At 65.5% G+C, this 18671-nt stretch carries 12 protein-coding genes; 1 reads left to right on the plus strand and 11 read right to left on the minus strand.

All coding sequences use genetic code 11. The features are described from left to right. Positions 1-31 precede the first annotated feature (31 nt). Positions 32-895 carry a 4-hydroxy-3-methylbut-2-enyl diphosphate reductase gene (gene ispH, locus ACOYYX_RS16695; RefSeq protein WP_422931045.1) on the plus strand — a complete coding sequence of 288 codons (864 nt, stop codon included), beginning with the start codon at positions 32-34 and terminating at the stop codon, positions 893-895. A 39-nt stretch (positions 896-934) separates the two neighbouring features. Here ispH and ACOYYX_RS16700 read toward each other — a convergent pair whose 3' ends face one another. The 11 genes from ACOYYX_RS16700 to ACOYYX_RS16750 all read right to left on the minus strand — a co-directional run bounded on the left by ACOYYX_RS16700 (position 935) and on the right by ACOYYX_RS16750 (position 18628). Continuing rightward, the gene (locus ACOYYX_RS16700; RefSeq protein ID WP_422931630.1) at positions 935-4399 is read right to left on the minus strand and encodes a PVC-type heme-binding CxxCH protein; all 3465 of its coding nucleotides are present in this window, start codon (positions 4397-4399) and stop codon (positions 935-937) included. A gap of 54 nt (positions 4400-4453) precedes the next feature. After that, entirely contained in the window at positions 4454-5527 is a 1074-nt protein-coding gene (locus ACOYYX_RS16705) for a heme-binding protein (protein ID WP_422931046.1), read from the minus strand. Between the two features lie 69 nt (positions 5528-5596). Then, positions 5597-7711, minus strand: a complete 2115-nt coding sequence (locus ACOYYX_RS16710) for a family 16 glycoside hydrolase (RefSeq protein WP_422931047.1) — start codon at positions 7709-7711, stop codon at positions 5597-5599. Between the two features lie 185 nt (positions 7712-7896). Further along, positions 7897-8577 carry an ABC transporter ATP-binding protein gene (locus ACOYYX_RS16715; protein ID WP_422931048.1) on the minus strand — a complete coding sequence of 227 codons (681 nt, stop codon included), beginning with the start codon at positions 8575-8577 and terminating at the stop codon, positions 7897-7899. Continuing rightward, positions 8570-9694 carry an ABC transporter permease gene (locus ACOYYX_RS16720; RefSeq protein WP_422931049.1) on the minus strand — a complete coding sequence of 375 codons (1125 nt, stop codon included), beginning with the start codon at positions 9692-9694 and terminating at the stop codon, positions 8570-8572. The genes ACOYYX_RS16715 and ACOYYX_RS16720 overlap by 8 nt, the downstream gene beginning before the upstream one ends. A gap of 79 nt (positions 9695-9773) precedes the next feature. Further along, positions 9774-10607: a methyltransferase domain-containing protein gene (locus ACOYYX_RS16725; RefSeq protein WP_422931050.1), complete on the minus strand. Its 834-nt coding sequence runs from the start codon at positions 10605-10607 to the stop codon at positions 9774-9776. Between the two features lie 12 nt (positions 10608-10619). Further along, positions 10620-11450 carry a methyltransferase domain-containing protein gene (locus ACOYYX_RS16730; protein ID WP_422931051.1) on the minus strand — a complete coding sequence of 277 codons (831 nt, stop codon included), beginning with the start codon at positions 11448-11450 and terminating at the stop codon, positions 10620-10622. Between the two features lie 48 nt (positions 11451-11498). Then, a complete protein-coding gene (locus tag ACOYYX_RS16735) occupies positions 11499-12293 on the minus strand; it encodes an SDR family NAD(P)-dependent oxidoreductase (protein WP_422931052.1) in 795 nt (264 codons plus the stop codon). Between the two features lie 70 nt (positions 12294-12363). After that, complete coding sequence (locus ACOYYX_RS16740; protein ID WP_422931053.1) at positions 12364-13203, minus strand: alpha/beta fold hydrolase; 840 nt, start codon at positions 13201-13203, stop codon at positions 12364-12366. A gap of 88 nt (positions 13204-13291) precedes the next feature. Next, positions 13292-13579 carry an acyl carrier protein gene (locus ACOYYX_RS16745; protein ID WP_422931054.1) on the minus strand — a complete coding sequence of 96 codons (288 nt, stop codon included), beginning with the start codon at positions 13577-13579 and terminating at the stop codon, positions 13292-13294. Positions 13580-13639: 60 nt separating this feature from the next. Next, on the minus strand, positions 13640-18628 hold the full coding sequence (locus tag ACOYYX_RS16750; protein ID WP_422931055.1) for a beta-ketoacyl synthase N-terminal-like domain-containing protein: 4989 nt from the start codon (positions 18626-18628) through the stop codon (positions 13640-13642). Positions 18629-18671 lie beyond the last annotated feature (43 nt).

An 18671-nucleotide genomic window follows, 5' to 3' on the forward strand; every position in this document is an offset into this window, starting at 1 on the left:
ATACAAAGCTCACGACTTAAGAGGGTTTCTCATGAGAGTCGTCCGCGCCGATGTGATGGGGATGTGTTTCGGGGTCCGCGATGCGTTGAAGATCATCAACCGCGTCGAGGAGCCTCAGACCGTCACGATCCACGGACAGCTCGTGCACAACGAGGTCGTCCTGGACCGGCTCGAGTCGAAGGGGTTCGCCATGGCGGACGAGTCGGCTCGAGCCGACCTGCCCGAGACCCCGGTCGTGCTCATCACCGCGCACGGGATCAGCGACAAGGAACGGGCCAGGCTCACATCGGCCGGCAAGCAGCTCATCGACACGACCTGCCCGCTGGTGACAAGGGTTCATCAAGCCGCGCTCAAGCTCCGGGACGAGGGCTATCACGTCCTCGTGATCGGTCGCAGGGGACACGTCGAGGTCCAGGGGATCATCGAGGACCTCGACTCATTCTACGTGGTTCAGAATGAGGATGAGGTCATCACCTTCCCGTCGAAGCGGCTCGGGATCGTTTGCCAGACGACCGCCGCCTCGCGGAATGTGGCGCGGCTCCGCGACGTTATCGCCGAGCGCAACCCCGACGCCGAGATCAAATTCGTCGATACGGTCTGTCTGCCGACCAAGGACCATCAGCGCTCTGTCGAGCGCCTGCTCGGCGAGGTCGATGCCGTGGTCGTCGTGGGAGGCCATAACTCGAACAACACGCGAGAGCTGGTGACGCTCTGCCTCGAGCGTGGTATTCCTGCGGTCCACGTCCAGTCGGCCGATAGTCTCGATCCCGACTGGTTCGCCGGTTACGAGACGGTGGGCCTCACGGCGGGGACGTCGACGCTCGACTCCACCATCGACGAGGTCCACCAGGCACTCCTGCGCCTCTCCGTCGGCGTCGAGAGCCGGGCCCACTGAGCGGAGCCCGGCTCGTTTCGAGGTGACAACTCGGCCGGATCACTCGGACCGCAGCGAGATCCGGCCCCAGTAGGCGAACTCCCAACTCCAGCCGCTCGCCCGGTTCTCCAACTCGAGGTTGATCGTCTTGCCGGCGAAGGGGGTGAGGTCAATCGCGACCTGCTTCCATCCACCCTTGGCGGAGTCGGGCCCCACGCTCGACTCGTGGAGGACCTTGCCGTCGGCCTTCACCACTAGCGTCCAGTCCCCGCGCGGATGATGTGAGAGGTCGAGGATAAGCTTCGTCGTCTTGCCCGCGGGAACGTCGACCTTCGCCTCGAGGACGCAAGGGGTCTTCTCATCCACGGGATGGGTCCGGAGTACCGAGCCCCTGCCGTGATGCTCCTTGAGGATCGCCAGGCCCCCTTCCCCGACCTTCGAGGTTGAATAGCCTGGGGCGAACAGATCGAGGATGTCGGCATAGTCGCGGGGGTGGGTCGCCGCTCGAGGCGGCAACTCGCCCGTCCCCGGGATCGGCCTGGTGTTCGGATCTTTGGGGCTCTTATCGAGCGCCAGGAACGCGAAGAGGTCCACGATCTCGTCGGGCTTGAGCTGCTCCTCGAGGTTCTCGGGCATCAGCGAGAGGGCGCTGACCTGCATCTCGTCGACCTGGTCGCGGGGGATGGTCTCGACCTTCCCCCCTTGCGTCTTGAGGACGACCCGCGTCGGGCTATCCTCGGCCAGGAGGCCGGTGAGGACGCGGCCATCGGTCGTCGCCACGGTCGTCGCCTGATACGCGGCGCCGATGACCAGGCTGGGATCGAAGACGTTGGAGAGGAGTTGCTCGAACGAGTTCCGCCCGTTGAGCGTGATCTCGGGGCCGACGTCCTGCCCCTCGCCGTGGATCTTGTGGCACTGGGCGCAGAGCTTCTTGAAGACCTCGACCCCCTTGTGCGGATCCCCTTCCTTCGCGCGGAGGAGTCGGCGAATCCGGGCGATCACCTGCTCCCGTCCCGGATCTCTCGACTCGCGCACCGTGCCGAACTGCGTCTTCACCAGCGCGACGAGTTCGGGATCCTTGCTCCCCATGAGCCGGCGGACCTGATTCACGTTCAGCGAGTCCTTGGAGACACCCCCCTTCCCGATCGCCGCGAGGAGCAATTTGCTCCACGATGCACGTTGCGTCAGGAGTTCGATGACCCTCGGCTGGAGGTCGGGCTCGAGTTTGGCGTAATCGGCGAGCACGGCGTCCGCGACGCGAGGGTCGTCGAGCTTCCCGAGGGCGCTGAGGACCTGGCCTCGGAACCCGGGAGTCCCCCCTTGGCGATCGGCCAGGACGCGCACGGCCGACGCGATGACTTCCGGGTCGTTCGCCGCGATCAGGGCGGTCAGGCCGCGTAGCCGCAACTCGGCACCCGTCTGGCTCGCGTTGAACATTTCCCGCGTTGCGGCCAGGCCCGCCGGGTCTCTCCAGGATGTTGCGACGATCGCCGCGTCGCGGAAGAGGGGCGAATCCTTGGAGCCTGCAAGGACCTTGCTCATGAGTGGTGCCAGGCCGTCGCGTACCGCATCGAGATTCTTACCGATGATCTCGCCGGTTTGAACGCGGGACGCAAGGCCTTCGAGAGCCCGCTTCGCCAACGCGACGCGCGAGCCATCGCCCGAGGCGAGGAATTCGACCAGGCTCACGATCGGGGTTGGATCCGGATTACGCTTGCCTAGCAACCGCTCGATCGCCAGGGGCAGGATGAGCGAAAAACCCTTCATCGCCCCTGGATCGGCGCTGGAGACTCGTCTGGTGAATTCGACGCCTCGGTCCTCGAGCATTGGCTCGAGGTTCCTCCAGACGATCCGAGGGATGAGCGGGTCGTCCGCGCTCGCCGAGAGGACGTCCATCAGCACGGGGAGGGCGTCGATCCCGCCAACCTTCCGCGAGGCGATCGCGACCTGGAGCCGCACATCGGGCGACGGGTCGAGGGCCAGGGCTTTAATCTTATCCTGGACCGCATCACCGACCTTGCCCGCGTTGCCGGCCGCGCGGGCCCCCCAGGCGCGAAAGGTCGCATCCTGCTGTCCCAGCAATGCCAGCAAGGTGGCGTCTTCGAGACTGCCGCAGCCGAGCCGGGCCCAGAGCGTGTGGAGCCTCGCCTTTCGACCGATGGTCGGGACGATCATCAGGTTGTCGAGGGCCCGACGGATCTCAGGGGTGTTGCGCTCGGCCAGCAAGCGCTGGGCGATGTCGCGTTCGTAGACGTTTTCGCTCGAGAGGAGGAGGATCAGTTGAGTGTCATCGGCCTCGGCCATGTTGAGAGTGACGTGGCGAGGCGTCGCCTCATGGCGAATCCGATAGAGCCGCCCCTTGAGGCGGTCGATACCGGCGGGGTCGCGGTTGGCGTCCTGATAGCAGTGGTAGCGGTCGTACCAGTCGAGGACGTAGAGGCAGCCGTCGGGCCCCGTCTTCTGGGAAACAGGCATGAACCAGGCATCATTCGCGGAGAGAAAGTCTTCCTGCGAGTCGCCCCGATACGTCGAGCCCCGGCGCGAGATCGTGTCGACGTTGATCCCGTTGCCGTGGATGTTCCCCATGTAGAGCCGGTCGCGGTAGGCAGGGGGATAGGCGGGGCTATCGAAGTAGTGGATGCCGCAATAGGCCGCCTTCTGATGCTCGTGGTCGACGATCGACTCGATCTTCCAGGTGTAGGGCGGATACGGCCCCCCCTGGCGATGGTAATAGCCGGTCTCGACCAGGTGCCAGAGGTGGTCGATCACGCAGGCACTCGAGAAGGCACTCCCCTCCGGATCCCAGGCGATGCCCCAGGGATTGCTCGTCCCCTCGCAGAAGATTTCGAAGTCGCGCGTCTTTGGGTGGACGCGGAAGATCGCGCAGGTGAATTCATAGACTTTGTTGCGATGGGCGATCCTGCTCGCGTTGAAGACGCCATTCCAGCCGTAGAGCCAACCGTCGGGGCCCCACGTCAGAGAGTTCGGCAGCTCGTGGGTGTCGAACCGGCCGAACCCCGTGACGACGACCTCGCGTTTATCCGCCTTGCCGTCGCCGTCGGTGTCCTGGAGGAAGAGGAGGTCGGGGGCGTTGGCCACCCAGACGCCTCCATGACCCACCGCGATGCCCGAGGGGATATTCAGGCCCTCGGCGAAGACGGTGAACTTGTCGGCCTTGCCGTCGTCATCGGTGTCTTCGAGGATCTTGATGCGATCGCGTCCGACCCCCGCGCTGTGCCTGGGGTATTCGAGGCTCTCCGTCACCCAGATCCGCCCGCGCTCATCGAACGTCATGGCGACCGGGTTGACGAGGTCGGGCTCGCTGGCGACGAGCTCGACCTTGAACCCGTCGGGGACTTTCATCTTCTTGAGGGCTTCGGCCGGCGAGAGCGGGTCGCCGGGGGGCTCGGTCTGCCCGTGCGGGATCTTGGCCGGTTGGTCCGCCCCGCAGATCAGAGGGACGAGTCCCAACAGGGTCGAGATCAACCAGGCCGGAGCCATCCGACGACACGCCTCACCTCGCATCACGCTCACCTCGCGATATCCTTGCATCGTTGCCGGTCGTCACCGAATCGTCGCTTACTTGGAGGTCGCAGGCGCCTCGGCCTTGGCCTCGCCCTCGGCCGATTTCAGGTCCGCGAGGAAGGCTTCCACGCCGGCCTTCGCCACCTGGGCGTCCTGCTCGCCCGTCCCACCGCCGACACCGACGCCGCCGATGACCTGGCCTTCGACCACGACGGGGATCCCGCCGAAGAGGGTCGTCAGCTTGCCGCCGCTGGCGAGCGCGGCGTTCTGGAGGCTCAGATTGAGGTGAACATCGACCTCGTTCGAGGGCTTGCGTAGCGGTCCCGTCTCCTGGCGGTACGTCGCGGCCGCCACGGCCTTGGTCGTCGCCGTGTAGACGCTGGCCGGCCGGGCCCCGTCCATGCGGTCGAAGCTCAGCATGTGACCGCCGTCGTCGACGACGGCGATGTTGACCTTCAAGCCCATCTCGGCGGCCTTCTTCTCGGCCCCCGCCAGGATCCGATGCGCACCCGCCAGCGAGAGGCGGACCTGGTTGCGGACGATCAGCGAGGAGTTTTCGGTCTTGCGCACTTCGAAGTTGTAGGCCGCCGGCAGCCCGTGCTCTTTCTCGGACTCGGGGATCGGCGGCTTCACGGCAACCGGCAGCACCTTGGCGATGGCCTCGACACCGTCGTGCAGCGCGGCGTCGGGGCTTCCCTGCTTCATGCCCTGGATGAACGCGTCGCGGATTTCCTTCTGGGCCTGGAGGGCGACCGTCTCCTTGAACTTGCGCGAGACGCGGACCTCGAGCTTCTTCTCCTGCTTCACCAGGAGGATGTAGACTCCGTCACGCCCCGAGTGCGACGCACGGTCGAGCGAGACCTCTTCCACGGTCTTGCCGCCGAGCGACTCCATCGTCTCGATCATCACGGGTATCGACGACGACTGCGTGGCCTTCTCCAGAATGGGCAGGGCCTCATCGATGGCCTTCCTCGAGAAGAACTTGGCAGGGTCTTCGACTTCGGCGAGCTTCTTGCCCTCCGCCGGGACGCGTTCGTCCCCCACCGCGCGAGCGGCGGGAGGCGAGGCGACCAGGCCGATCGCGAGGGCGACTGCCGCGATCCGGCAGATCTCAAGATATCGGCTCATGGAAAACATGCTCCTGTTTTCAAGCAATCTTCATTGCGGGAGAGGAGATCCGACGCCCAGGGGATGGGCTCAGCGATGCGACTGCGCCAGGAGCCAGTCGATGAGGGTCGGGTCGTTGTAGGCCCGGTCCCAGCTATTGTGCTCGACCCCCCGAAACTCTGTGTGGCGAGGGAAGGAGCCCACCGTCTTGAGGGTATCCGCCATGGCGCGGGCGTTCTGCACGGTCTCGAGCTTGTCCTCATCTCCGACGACGATCCAGATCGGCATCGAGCGGAACGAGGCGGCCGTCTCGGGCTTGCCCTTGCCGCAGACCGGGACCACCGCGCGGAAGCGTTCGGGCCTCGAGGCCACGAGCCCCCATGATCCGCTGCCCCCCATCGAATACCCCGTCAGCACCACGCGTTCGCCGTCTCCCTTGTAGTTCGCGAGGACATCGTCGAGGATCGCCAGCGCGGCCTTCGTATCATCCGACTCGGAGTTCCAGGTCTCGCGAGCCTGGGGGAAGACCACGATCGCCGGGAAAGCCTCGGGCCTGGCCAGGATCGCCGGCCCCAACCCTACCTGAGCGGCAAGGGCGCCGTCTGTGCCACACTCGCCCTTGCCATGAAGGTAGAGGATCACGGGGAAGGTCTTCTTGCCGTCGTACTTGGTCGGCAGGAACACGGAGTACTTCCGATCCACGCCCAGGGTGTTGAGGCTCCGGAGGTGGAAGCCGGGCGTCTCCAGTTGTTCCGGCGTCGGACGAGGCAGCGGCTGAATCAAGACGTCCTTGAATTCAATCTTCAAGGGTCCGCCGGCGTGGATCTGGACGGCGATCTTCCCTTCCCTGGCAATCGTCGGATCCTCCTCGGTGTACTTGACCGAGGTCACGCCGTTGAGCGTGAGGGTGATCTTGTTCCCGATGGCCTTGACCACGTACTCATTCCAGCCGCCCATGTTCAGGCCCTTGACGGCCTTCTCATCCCCCTGGACGAGCACCTTGTTGCGGCGGGATTCGTCGTAGAGACTGCCCCAGTAGCCCTTACCGATATCCGCCTGATACCCGCGCATCTCGTGGCCCGGGATCCTCTCGCTGCGGAACTGGACGCCGCTGTTGCTGTCTTCCTGGCCGGTCAGGCGGAAGGTCAGCTTGAGGACGAAGTCTCCGTAGCTCTGCTCGGTGGCGAGGAAGTCGTTGTGATCGAGGCCGGGGGAGGTCCCGGTGAGGATCCCGTCCTTCGCCGACCAGAGCTTCTTGTCTCCTTCCCAGCCGGTCAGGTCCTTGCCGTTGAAGAGGGGGACGAACCCGGCCGTCTCCACATAGGCGGGCTCGCCGGAGAGGAGCCGGATCCAGCGGATGATCGTCGTGGCGAAGTAGGTCCCGCCCAGGTCTCCCTCGCCGCCGGGTCGCGACGAGTACGAGCCGTCGGAGTGCCGGCACTTGGCGATGAAGCCCTTGAGCTTCTCGAGGTCCGGGGTCTCCTTGAGCATGTAGAAGGTCCGCATGATCCGGTAGGAGGTCTCTAGCTCCGAGACGCCGTCGGCCTTGGACCACGCACCATCGGCATTCTGTCTGGCGCGGAGGGCCTGGAGGATCGCGTCCTTCTTGTCAACCTTCACCCCCATCCGCAGCAGGAGGGCCGTGGCGCCGCCGGTGTCGCGGGCCTGAGCGCCCCCCTTACCAAAGGTACCGTCAGAGTTGCGCATGGCCTCGACCTTCTTGGTCCAGGCCTCGAAGTCGGGCGAGGTCTTGCCGACGGCCTCGAGTCCCGCGGCAGCGATGCGGATCTCTTCAAACTCTTTTGCGTGCTTGGAGAAGTATTCGATGGCCCCCTTGGCATAGTCGTCGGCCGGGATCTTGAGCTCGGCGATCGCCATCAGGCCACTTGCCGTGATGCCGACGCTCGGCTCCCCGCCGGGCGTCGGGGCGAACCCTCCGGTCGACGGATCGTAGCAGGACTTGACAAACTTGATGCAGGCCAGGACATCGGGGATGGCGCCCTTGGTGTTCTTGAGGATCCGGATGGCCGTCGAGGTCGTCGAGAGCGTGGAAGGGGCTGACGGTTTGGGGCCGAACCCGCCGTCGGAGTTCTGGTAGCTCGCCACGAGCGCCGCGGTCCGCACCAGATCTTCGGTCGATTGGGCATAAACCGATGGGACGAGCAAGAGGGCCCATGCAGTCATGCCCAAGCCAATGCGCTTCATCGAAGGCTCCTCACTACGGGCGGGAGGGAGATTGGGTCCGTGATGGACATCAGTCTGCCAAGGGAGGTTGGCCTCGGCAACCACCTTGTCGCCGCCCGGGCCTCTTCGCGCGCGGACTCGCCTCCCGTCGCTTGGATCGAAGCGGGAGGCGGTTGTCTCTGCGATCGAGGCGAGTGAGGGTGGGGTCAGTTCCCCGCCACGATCTTGCCGTCGCGGAGCCTGATGACGCGATCAGCCCAGCTCGCCACGTCGGGGCTGTGCGTCACGACGACGAGGGTCAGGTGGCGTTCGCTCCGCAGCCTGGCGAGGAGTTCCAGTACCTCCGCCTGCGAGACACTGTCGAGGTTCCCGGTCGGCTCGTCGGCCAGGAGGAGGGACGGCTCGTTGGCCAGGGCCCTCGCGATGGCGACCCTCTGCCGCTCCCCGACCGACAGGCGATTCGGGTAATGCTTGAGCCGATGGGAAAGGCCCACATCGCGGAGCAACCCCTCGGCGCGACTGACTCGCTCTTCCCGGGGCCACTTCGCCTCGAACATGGGGATTTGCACGTTCTCGATCGCCGATAGCGTCGGCAACAGGTAGAACGACTGGAAGACGAAGCCAATCCGCAAGGCCCGATAGGAGTCGAGGTCCATCTCCTTGAGCGGCTTGCCTTCGAACATCACCTCGCCGGAGGTCGGCAGGTCGAGCCCGCCGAGCAGGCTCAATAGCGTGCTCTTGCCGCAACCGCTCGGCCCGGTGATGGCGACCGACTCGCCGGACGTGACCGCCAGCGAGACGCCCCGGAGGGCCTGGACCTCGCCGTCGGTGTAGATGCGGGTGAGCCCTTTGCCCTCGAGCAACGGGACCTGCTGGGCGTTACTCATGGCGGAGGGCCTCGGTCGGTTGCAGGGACGCGCCCCGGATCGCCGGATAGAGCCCGCCGAGCAGGCTCAAGCCCATCCCGAGGACGAGCCCCACGGCGATCACGGTCGGCGGCAGGTGGGAGGAGACGAATCCGCTCGAGGCGGGCAGGCGCGAGAGGACGTTGACGCCGGCGTAGCCGAGAATCACCCCCACAACCGCCCCCGCCCCTCCGAGGGCGAAGGCCTCGCCGAGGATCAGGGCCAGCACCCGTTTCCGCTTCCAGCCGAGCGCCCGCAGGAGCCCGATCTCGGTGGTCCGTTCGAAGACGGTCATCATCATCGTATTGAGCACGCCGACGGATCCGAGGATCAGGGCGATCGCCGAGGTAGCCCAGGCCATCGACTTGACCAGCCGGATGCGGATATCCCCCTGGACGTAGTCGCGGGCCGGCACGGCGGCGATGCCGGGCACGGCCTTCTCGATTCTCGCCCTCACCTCTTCGATGAAGGGTCGATCGGGCCTGTCCGCCTTAACGACGAACCCGGTGACGTCCCCCTCGCGCCCCATCATCTTCTGGAGTGTGGCCCGAGGGATGATCAGGCCGCCGGTCTCGAAGAGGCTCTCGCTCTCGAAGATGCCGATGACCTTGAAGTGCTCTCCGGCAACCTTGAGGTCGTCGCCGATCTTCTTGCTCAGGTTCATCGCGAGGACGCTGCCGAGCATCGCGACGTTCGTGTCGGACTTCGTCAAGGTGCGCCCTTCGGTGACGTGGATCCCCGTAAAAAGGAGACTGTCGGGCTCCCAGCCGTTGATGAGGACGCTGACGAGGTTCGCCTCCTCGAACGAGACCGTGTCCATCAAAGATCCCGCGGCATTCTTCACGCCGGGGACCTTGAGGAGGTCGTTGACGAGGCCCTCCTCGAGGTTGCTCGTCAACTTGTCGCTGACCCCCGCGCGTACGACCATGAGATCGATGCCCTTCGACTCGTTGATCGCGAGGAAGGAGCGTTCGAACCCCCAGGCGATCCCGAGCAGGGTCACGACGGCGGAGATCCCGATCGAAAGCCCGACGACCGTCAGGACGGTCCGAACTCCGCGACGGAGGAGGTTTCTGACGATCAGCGTTGTGAATCGCATGCCGGGCAATTCTGCTGGAGCCGGTCGGGCGCAAGTCCGTCGATGGTGGTCATTAAAATAGTGCCTGGTCCGGGCGGCCTCAAGGGGCCTTCCCGACCATCACGTATCCGCCGCCGTGCCAGATCGACTCGTACTGAGAATCCTTGAGCACGCGACGGCCGATCTCGGCGATGTCCATGCGGTGGTGCCGCTCGACGAGGTCCGCGAAGTCGTTGCCGATCGAGCGGGCCACGAGCCAGCGGTCGAGCGACTTGAGCCCGATCTTGTGGAACATGAGACGATCCGTGAAGTTCGGGATCTCGTCGGATATCACGATCGTCGAGCCCGGCTTGACCACGCGGACCATCTCCCGGAGCGCCCCCTCGGGGTCGTGGAAGTGGTTGAACCCGCCGATGCTCAGCACCAAGTCGAACGACTCGTCGCGGAAGGGGAGCTGCTCGGCCTCGCCCAGGATCAGGCGGAGGTCGCGCCCTTCGTTACGCTTCAGGTTGTTCGAGAGTTGGAAGGTCGAGACGTCGATCCCGACGATGCTCCAATCTTCCGGCAGCCACTTCACGTAGACGCCGTCGCCGATCGCCACGTCGAGCAGCTTCAGGCCGGGTTCCTTGGGAAGGTGCTTCAGGATGACGTTTCGGCTCTTCCTTTCGCCCCCGTTGCAAAGGAAGAAGAACCATTCCCAGAACCGGAATTTCGGCCAGAGCGGGCTGTTGTAGAAGTCGCGGGCGATGGCGTTGTCGGCCGCGTGCTGGTCCTTGACCACGAGGACGCCGTCGCGGATCGGATAGACCTGGGCGCAACGATCGCAGACGAGCGTCTCGCCCGACGGGGTCAGATCCCCGGAGCAGGCGACGCAGTGGACGGGATCTGTATTCGTAATCCAGGTGGTTCCGGTGTTTTGCATGGTCATCGACATGGTTAGGCGTCCTCAACTGACGACAACGTCCACGAGACAGTATCCCAGACGATTCCAGATCGGGTAACGTCGGTGCCCGGGCCACTCGGCCCGCACCAGGGCTTCGACCTCGACGCGGTGGTCCAGCACCATCGAGACGAAATCCGGCTCGAGCCCCATGATTTGCAGGCCCAGACGATCGAGTCCCTCGAGCCCGAGGACGTGTCCCGGGGCGAGCCGATAGAGGTCGGGCAACTCGTCGGCGACGATCAGGGGCGCACCTGGCCTCGCGACTCGTCGCATCTCGGCGAGGGCCGCGGCGTGGTCGCGGAAGTAGTTGAACCCGCCGACGGTGAAGACGGCGTCGAACTCGCCATCGGCAAAAGGTAAGGCCTCGGCCTCGGCCCAGGCGAGCCGGCCGCTCATTTCGGGGAACCGGTCGCGACAGCTTTCCAGCCGCGTCCTGGCGATGTCGACCCCGTAGAGGCTCCACGAAAGCGGTAGCAGCCGCACGTTCTCGCCGTCGCCGATACCGACCTCGAGCACCTTGGCATTGTGCGTCTGCGGCAGATGCCTGAGTACCTGCCGCCGAGCCCTGTCGATCCCCGGCCCCTGGAACCAGAGGAAGAGTTGCTCCCAGGGTTTGAACCCGGCCCAGTTCGGCCCGTCGTAAAACGAGGCGGCGACCCGGTTCGTCCCCCGGAGCGTCCCCAGGGCATGGAGGATCCCGTCGACCTCGGGGTATTCGATCCCGCAAGCCCGGCAATGCGTCCGACCCTCGAGCGCGAGCCCGCAAGGCGGACAGATCGCGATCTCGGAGAGTCCGGGGATGGCTCGGGGATCGATCTCAGGCAGGGCCAGCACGTGGAATGGCTCCCAACGTCGTTGCGAATCTCGGTTATGCCTCTGCGTTCAGAACTCGGTCGTCAGGGCCTGCGGCCCGGCGCGGTCCATCATCCAGTCGAACATGCGATTCGGGACCTTCTTCAAGAAGCCCATGCCCACCGCCGCGCTGAAGGGGAAGACGAAATCGCGTGGCTTTCGCACGATGGCTCGCACCAGCGACTTGGCGGCCTGGTCGGGCTCGAGCATCTTGACGGGCTTGCGGAAGGGCGTGTCCTGGGTGATCGCCGTCCGGACGAAGCCGGGATAGACCGTGGTGATCGAAACCCCTCGACGCTTGAGCGACGGGCGGAGCCCTTCGAGATACGTCGTCAGCGCGGCCTTCGACGCCGAGTATCCCGGCATCCAGGGCAAGCCTCGGTACCCGGCGACGCTGGAGATCCCCACGATGTGGCCCGACCCTCGCGCGAACATCCCCGGCAAGACCGCCTCAATCGAGCGGGCGACGCCCAGGACGTTGATCTCGAGCATGTCGCGGAAGGCGGGGATGTCGAGGTTCGTGGCGCTCGACAGGCCCCCGACCCCGGCGCAGGCCACCAGCGTCTCGACGGGACCGAGGCCGGATTCGATCGCGGCGACCGCCCGATGCAACGACTCGGAGTCCTTGACATCCGCCACGGCGGAGACGACCGAGCACCCCTTGGCGCGGAGTTGCTCGGCCACTTGCTCCAGCGGCTCACGGGCTCGATCGACGAGCCCGAGGCGGAATCCGTGGTCGGCCAGGGCGTGCGTCGTCGCGCGGCCGATGCCGTGGGCGGCGCCCGTCAGCATCAATACCGGAGCATTTTTCGACTGGAATGTCATCGTCATACGCTCGTCCCGGAATAGGCTGTTCTGGCCACGCCCCTTGAAACGCCCGAACTTCGAGCTTTGGTCAACGCAAGGCCACGAGGCGAGCCTCGAGGAACTCGCGGAGCAGTTGCAGGAACGCCTCGGGGTTCTCTTCCGGGGCCCGGTGCTTCGCGTCCGGCACGATGGCCGTCCGGCAATCCGGCAGGTGCTCGACCAGGTAGTTGGCCGTGCTGAGGAATGGCGAGTGCTCGCCGTAGAGCGCGAGCGTGGGGATGTTCACCCCGTGGATCAAGTCGACCGTCAGGCCGGCCGCGACCTTGGAGTCGGCGCCGCAGGTCGTGCCGCCGAGCCTCATGAGTCGGTTCAGGGCGGGGAGGCCTACCTCGCGTCGGAACTTGAGCAGGCGCTCGCCGTCGAGATGGACGACCTGGTCGAAGAAGCGGCCGAGGTCATACCAGTGCTCGTCCGAAAGCTCGACTCCCGCTCGGTCGGCCTCTTCGCGGAAGTTCTGCCAGTGTCCCCAGCGGCTCACGTCTTCGAGGTGACGCAAGGCCGGGAAGTAGGGATCAGACAGAACTAGCGTCTCGACCTTCTCGGGCTGCAGGGCGGCCGCGTGGAGCGCGATCACCCCGCCGAAGCTGTGCCCGACGATCCCCGCCTTCTCGATCTCGAGCTTGTCCATCAGGGCGAACAGGTCCGCCGCGTGGTCGGCCGACGTGTAATTCGTCGGCGGGGCGTCGCTGTAGCCATGGCCCCGGATGTCGAACGCCGTGACCCTGTGCGTCTCGCTCAGGGTCTGCATCGCCCGGCAGAGGAACCAGATCGACAGGTCGCCCGTGACGCCGTGGATCAGGATCAGGTCGGGCCCGGAGCCGGCCTGCTGGTAGTGGAAGGTCAGGCCGTTGGCGGAGGTCATCGGCATGGGGAAGGCCCCGGAAAAAGGAGTTGGGCGAGTCTCGTGTTGTTCGTCAGCGTCCGCAGGGCTCAAGGTGGACTCAAGCGATTGGCACTCATGCCTGCGCCGTCAGATGTCGTTCCAGGAAGGCGACGAGGTCGCCGACCCTGATGTCGCGATCGGTCTTCCGCCCGAGGTCGGCCATCATCTCGCCGAACGGTATACGGCGGCCGTAGTGCTGTTCCAGCGTCTCGCCCAGGACCACGGCGTCGATCGACGCGAGCCCGAGGTCCGCGAAGAACATCGTGTCCGGCCCGATCTCGTCCGCGTACTCGCGCCCGTGGAAGTTGCCCAGGATCTGACGCAGGTCGTCGAGGATCGAGTCTTGAGTGTAGGTCGACATATTCAGGCTTCCCGTGCTTTACGAGTCATTCATCAATATGAGGCTGTTTCGACCTTCGCGTTATTTCGCGATCGCCCAGGCCCAGACATAATCCCCGCGTCGCGCGGTGCCGATCTCGATGGCTGAGTCCAGGGCAATGATCCCCGACGACGGTTCGACTCTCAGAAGTCGCAATCTCTTCCGCCCACGCACCGAGTCGAGGCGAGCGGCCCGAGCCAGAGCGTCCTTCGCCGCCCTGAGTCGATAGGACCATTCGTCGATGTCGACGCCGGCCGCTTTCAAGGTCGCCAACTCGTTCGCATCCAGTTCCAACGGCAGGAGTTCTTCGCTCACTGGTGCGAGTGCCTCGATGGCCAAGCCCAGATGAACGGCCGGATCGAGGCTCGCCAGGGCGATCGCCACACCCTCGGCATGTGCCACGGCGATCGACGGAGCCGCAGCCGCATTCGGGTCGAGGAGCGAACGGAAGCGAGGTTGTTCATCCTCGCTTCGATCGATGCGAAGGTCGCCGGGATAAACGGGGGCCTTCCCCTCCACCAGCCAGAGTCGTCTCACGGCCTCCTTGGCCGCGACGTTCTCCCAGAGGCGATGCGTGAAGGCTTCCTCTCCCCGAGACTGCTCACGGAGGGAGAGCCTCTCGTCGGGCCCGAGCTGGACCCACTCGAACACGTCTCGCCAGACGGGCTTGGCCATGTCGCCCGGCGGCTGGAGCCAGACTGCCTGGACTGTCGAGGGAATCTGCGGTGGACCCTGGGGCAAGCTGAGGGCCTCGCCGACGAAGACGCGGTTCGGCTGACGGAACTGGTCGCGGAATCGGCTCGGCCAGTAGAAACGCCAGTCCTCCCACCCCTTGATCTCGACCCAGACGCGTCCGTCGGGGGCGACGAGTTGGGCGTCGACCATGACCTTGTGTCGCGAAGCCTCGCGGATCCAGATCCGGCAGGCGACCTCGGCCCCCTCGCCCGGATCAAACCCAGGAATCGCGAGTTCGGCCACGCGGAGCGGGAAGATCACGTCCCCTTCGCCCCAGGGGACCTGATCGAGCCCCCAGCAACCGAGGAGATGCGTGAAGGCATCGAGAACGATCGGATCCGTGTGGAACGAGACCGACTCATTTGGCCGCAGCAGGCCCCGCCTCGGCAGGATCCGTAAGGTGCCCTCGATCCCATGTGGCGAGGCCTCACCGATCTGCGTCACGGCCTGGAGCGCCGGCCCGTGGAAAAGCCACTGCTCCTCGTAAATGTCGGGACCGCCGAATCGGCAATGTCGTGCATCCGTGAGATGGAACGGTGAGGCCATTGGGCCGCCAGGTCGAGAGGCGGAGAAGATCACTCGCCCCTCGACAACGGGGATATCACCTCCGACCCGACTCGTCGCGCCGGACGCCCGATTGAAAAGCTGAACCTTGACCTCATCGGGCTTGGCCTCGTCGCGACGGGCGCGGACCTCGAGCTTGACCGGTTCATGCTCGTAGCGGATCCAGCGATTGGCCTGCACGTCCCGCAAGGCGGTCACGACCATCCCCGGCAGGAGCGGTGCCGCCGCCTGTGCCAGGATCTCGGCCATCACGGTGAAGGGCACGACCGGCAGGCCCTTCCGGGTCGGGTCGAGTGCGGAGACCCGCCGACCTCCGAGCGTGTGATTCTCGGCGACCGGATCCCCCTGGGCCTCGAGCCAGCGTTCGGCGACCAGCGAATGTCCCGGGACGAACGAGACCAGCGTCCCGACCCAGGGGCTCACGACCGCCTTGATTGCCTCGGCGGGCCGAGGGCTCGGTTCGCGAGCGATCTCGGGGGCTTTTTCCTGTTGAACATGGTTCCGAGTCTGAGTCTGAGGGATCACACTCTGCGGTCTTTGAGTCGGAACTCGCTGACGCCGAGCCTGGAAAGCGCCCATCACCTGACGCTGGGTTTCCAGGAAGTCGTCCATCGTCTTCAAATGCGTCATCATCATGCCCGCGCGAGGTGTACTCGGTCGGCTCGCGGCGGGCACAGTTAATGGCGATTTGGCGTGGCCATTGAGTGCGGAGCCATTGCCATTCGTGTAGGCGACGGACACCGGCACCGGCGTTTCGTGATGTTTTCCGTTCGTGCCGTTGAGATGGGCGGGCTCGGGTTTGGCAACTCCAACGACGGGCCCATTTATGACCACGGGCTTCGCGGGTTTGTTTCGCTGGCGGAGCGACGCGGCCAACTCGGGCGAGAACCGCATCTCGGGGAAACCGACCGCCAGTGCCGGTGCTGGCCTGACGGCGGGCAAATCCGGGCCGAGGTCGACGCGCTTCGGCTGACGACGCTTATAGAGATGTTCGGGCGTGAGCGGAACGCCCTGCGCGAATAGCGAGGCCACCAGATGATTCAACTGGGTCAGCCCCGAGCGCCTTGGCAATTGGCTGGCGATCGCGAAGTGGGGACGGCCCCGCAACGTGTCCTCGACGAAACCCGACAGGTTCCCGCGAGGTCCCACATCGACGAAAAGCCGGACGCCATCCTCGTACATCGCCTCGATCGTCGGGCGGAAGGCGACCGGGGTCGCCCACTGCTGGACAGCCAGGCGGCGGATCTCCTCGACGTCACCTGTCACGCGTCGCCCCGAGGCGCACGAATAGAAACGGCTCGTCGGGGCCTTGAGCGTCAGTTCCCGGAAGAAGGCTTCGATCGGCGGCAGGGCCTGGGTGAACGCCTCGGTGTGATAGGCCCGGGCGAACGGGAGTTTCTCGCAGACGATCCCCTGTTCTTTGAGAGCCACAAGGACACTCTCGACCTGATCGTGGGTCCCCGCCAGCACCACCTGATGCGGGCAGTTATCCATCGCCACCGTGACCGTCGCGCCGACCTGATTGCAAATGTCCTGGACCTTCTCGCGGCTCGAAGCGACCGCCGCGAGCGTCGCGGCTGGCACCTGCCCCGAGCTGTCCAACTGCTCGAAAATCTTGCCGAGCGACCCCAGGCGATTTTCTAGATCGGTGTCGACATCCACGACGCCAGCCGACGCCAGCGCGAGGAATTCCCCGCTGCTGTGACCGACCACGGCGTCGGGCTTGAGCCCAAGGCCTCGCAGGAGATGATGAATGCCCCACTGGGCCGATAGGACGACGTTCACCGCCGCCCCGACCTCCCAGAGTCCTTCATCATCCTGGGCATTGGGACCGAACAGGATGTCGCTGGGGAGTCGCTCCCTCCCCTGCTCCATCGCGATTCGATCGGAGGTGTCGAAGAGCTTGCGGACCTCGGGGAAATGCGGGCAAAGGTCGGCCAGCATCCCAGGGTATTGCGACCCTTCTCCCGGGAACAGGAACGCGAGCCTCCCCGGCCCGCCAAGGGGCTCTTCCCAGAAGTAGACGCCGCGAGCATCGCGGATCGAACGGCATTTCGGGTCGACCAGACGTTTCACCACACCTTGGAGTCGATCCTTGAGCATCTCGGTCGAGGCCACGATGAGACCGACTCGGAACGACCCCGCATTGATGTCGGTGTTCAGCGTGTAGGCGAGATCCTTGAGCGGCACCGCGCGATTTTCGGCCCGCTCGAGCCAGGCGAGGAGCCGACCGGCCCTCTCAAGCCAGTCCCCACGGTCAAGTCCGGCGAGCAGGATCGCCTCGCTGTCCCACTTCGGCTGGGACCCAGGCTCGGGTCCATCGGCCGAGGCCGCATGCTCTTCGAGGGCGGCGTGCCCGCTGATCCCGGCGAAGCCGAAGGCATTCACCCCCGCACGTCTCGGGTTCGCGCGATCCCCCTGGATCCAGGGACGAGCCGATCGGTTGATCGCGAAGGCGCTCGACTCGTCGGCCAGCAGTTTGTGCAGATCATCGGCCGGAGGACCGGGCGGAATGACGCGATGATGGAGCGCCAGCGCGGCCTTGATCAGACCCGCCATGCCGGCTGCGGGCATGGCGTGGCCGATCTGTGCAGAGATTGCCCCGAGAGACCGTCTTCCCCAGCGCGTCGGCGGGAAGGTGGCATTGAGGGCCAGCAATTCGGCTCGATCCGACGCCGGCACACCCAGCCCATGCCCTTCGACGAAGCCGACGGAAGCCGGATCGACGCCGCCGCGACGATAGGCCCTGCGAATCGCCCGCGCATGCCCAAGGGCACTCGGAGCTGCCAGCGATCGCCCCTTGCCGTCGCTCGCCAGGCCAACTCCCTTGATGACGGCGTAGACCCGATTTCCTTCGCGTTCGGCGTCTGCGAGCCGCTTGAGCACGACGACGCCAACTCCTTCGCCGGGCACGGTCCCGTCGGCACCCTTGGCGAAAGGTCGGGCTTTGCCGGTCTTCGACAGCGCCCCAAGTTGGGAGAAGACCATCGGGAAATCGACGTCGCAACCGATGTAAACGCCGCCGACCAGCGCGACGTCGGCCCGACGCTCGACGAGCGCCCGACTCCCTAGATCCAGGGCCACGAGCGATGAAGCGCTCGCCGCGTCAACGACGAAGCTCGCCCCCGAGAGGTCGAACCGATTTGCGAGCCGACCGGCGGTGGCGTTCGTGACCTGGCCCGGGATCGTGGCCGGCTCGAAGCGTGGAAGGCTCGACCTGAGATCCTGGCGGATCGCCTCGAAATCCTCGTCGGTCCACTCGGGATGAAGCTCGCGGAGCAGGCTCAGCGTTTGAGCCAGGACGCGGCCATGCTGGAGCCTCGTGAGGTTGCCGCGGTTGAAGTAGTTGCCGCGGCCGATCACCACCTCGACGCGACGGCCATCGTCGATACCCTCGGTCAAGCCGGCATCATCGAGCGCGGCGGAGGCGGCGTCGAGCACGAGGAACTGCTCGGGCTCGCCCCCCTCGACGGTCAGGGGCATGATCCCATGACGCGACGGGTCGAACTCGATAGGAGCGTCGAGATAGCCGGCTCGTGAAGAGGCGACCCGGTCGCTGGCCCTGGAGTTCGGATCGACGAAGATCGCCGAATCCCAGCGATCGTTCGGGACCTCGCTCGTGCAGTCGCGACCGGAAAGGATGTTCTCCCAGAAGGCGGCGAGGTTCTTCGCCCCTGGGAATCGGCATCCCATCCCAACGATCGCGATATCCAGCGGCCGAGCGGTGCTCATCGAAGGTGAATCTTCCCCATCTTTGGACGAAAGTCTCGTTGCG

Source organism: Singulisphaera chitinilytica (assembly GCF_049331405.1).
Classification (GTDB): domain Bacteria; phylum Planctomycetota; class Planctomycetia; order Isosphaerales; family Isosphaeraceae; genus PoT.

Excerpts from the sequence above, each read along its gene's own strand:
- ACOYYX_RS16700 (WP_422931630.1), bottom strand. The coding sequence starts at position 4,399 with ATGCGAGGTGAGGCGTGTCGTCGGATGGCTCCGGCCTGGTTGATCTCG.
- ACOYYX_RS16745 (WP_422931054.1), bottom strand. The coding sequence starts at position 13,579 with ATGTCGACCTACACTCAAGACTCGATCCTCGACGACCTGCGTCAGATC.
- ACOYYX_RS16710 (WP_422931047.1), bottom strand. The coding sequence starts at position 7,711 with ATGAAGCGCATTGGCTTGGGCATGACTGCATGGGCCCTCTTGCTCGTC.
- ACOYYX_RS16705 (WP_422931046.1), bottom strand. The coding sequence starts at position 5,527 with ATGAGCCGATATCTTGAGATCTGCCGGATCGCGGCAGTCGCCCTCGCG.
- ACOYYX_RS16715 (WP_422931048.1), bottom strand. The coding sequence starts at position 8,577 with ATGAGTAACGCCCAGCAGGTCCCGTTGCTCGAGGGCAAAGGGCTCACC.
- ispH (WP_422931045.1), top strand. The coding sequence starts at position 32 with ATGAGAGTCGTCCGCGCCGATGTGATGGGGATGTGTTTCGGGGTCCGC.
- ACOYYX_RS16740 (WP_422931053.1), bottom strand. The coding sequence starts at position 13,203 with ATGCCGATGACCTCCGCCAACGGCCTGACCTTCCACTACCAGCAGGCC.
- ACOYYX_RS16725 (WP_422931050.1), bottom strand. The coding sequence starts at position 10,607 with ATGTCGATGACCATGCAAAACACCGGAACCACCTGGATTACGAATACA.
- ACOYYX_RS16750 (WP_422931055.1), bottom strand. The coding sequence starts at position 18,628 with ATGAGCACCGCTCGGCCGCTGGATATCGCGATCGTTGGGATGGGATGC.
- ACOYYX_RS16720 (WP_422931049.1), bottom strand. The coding sequence starts at position 9,694 with ATGCGATTCACAACGCTGATCGTCAGAAACCTCCTCCGTCGCGGAGTT.
- ACOYYX_RS16735 (WP_422931052.1), bottom strand. The coding sequence starts at position 12,293 with ATGACATTCCAGTCGAAAAATGCTCCGGTATTGATGCTGACGGGCGCC.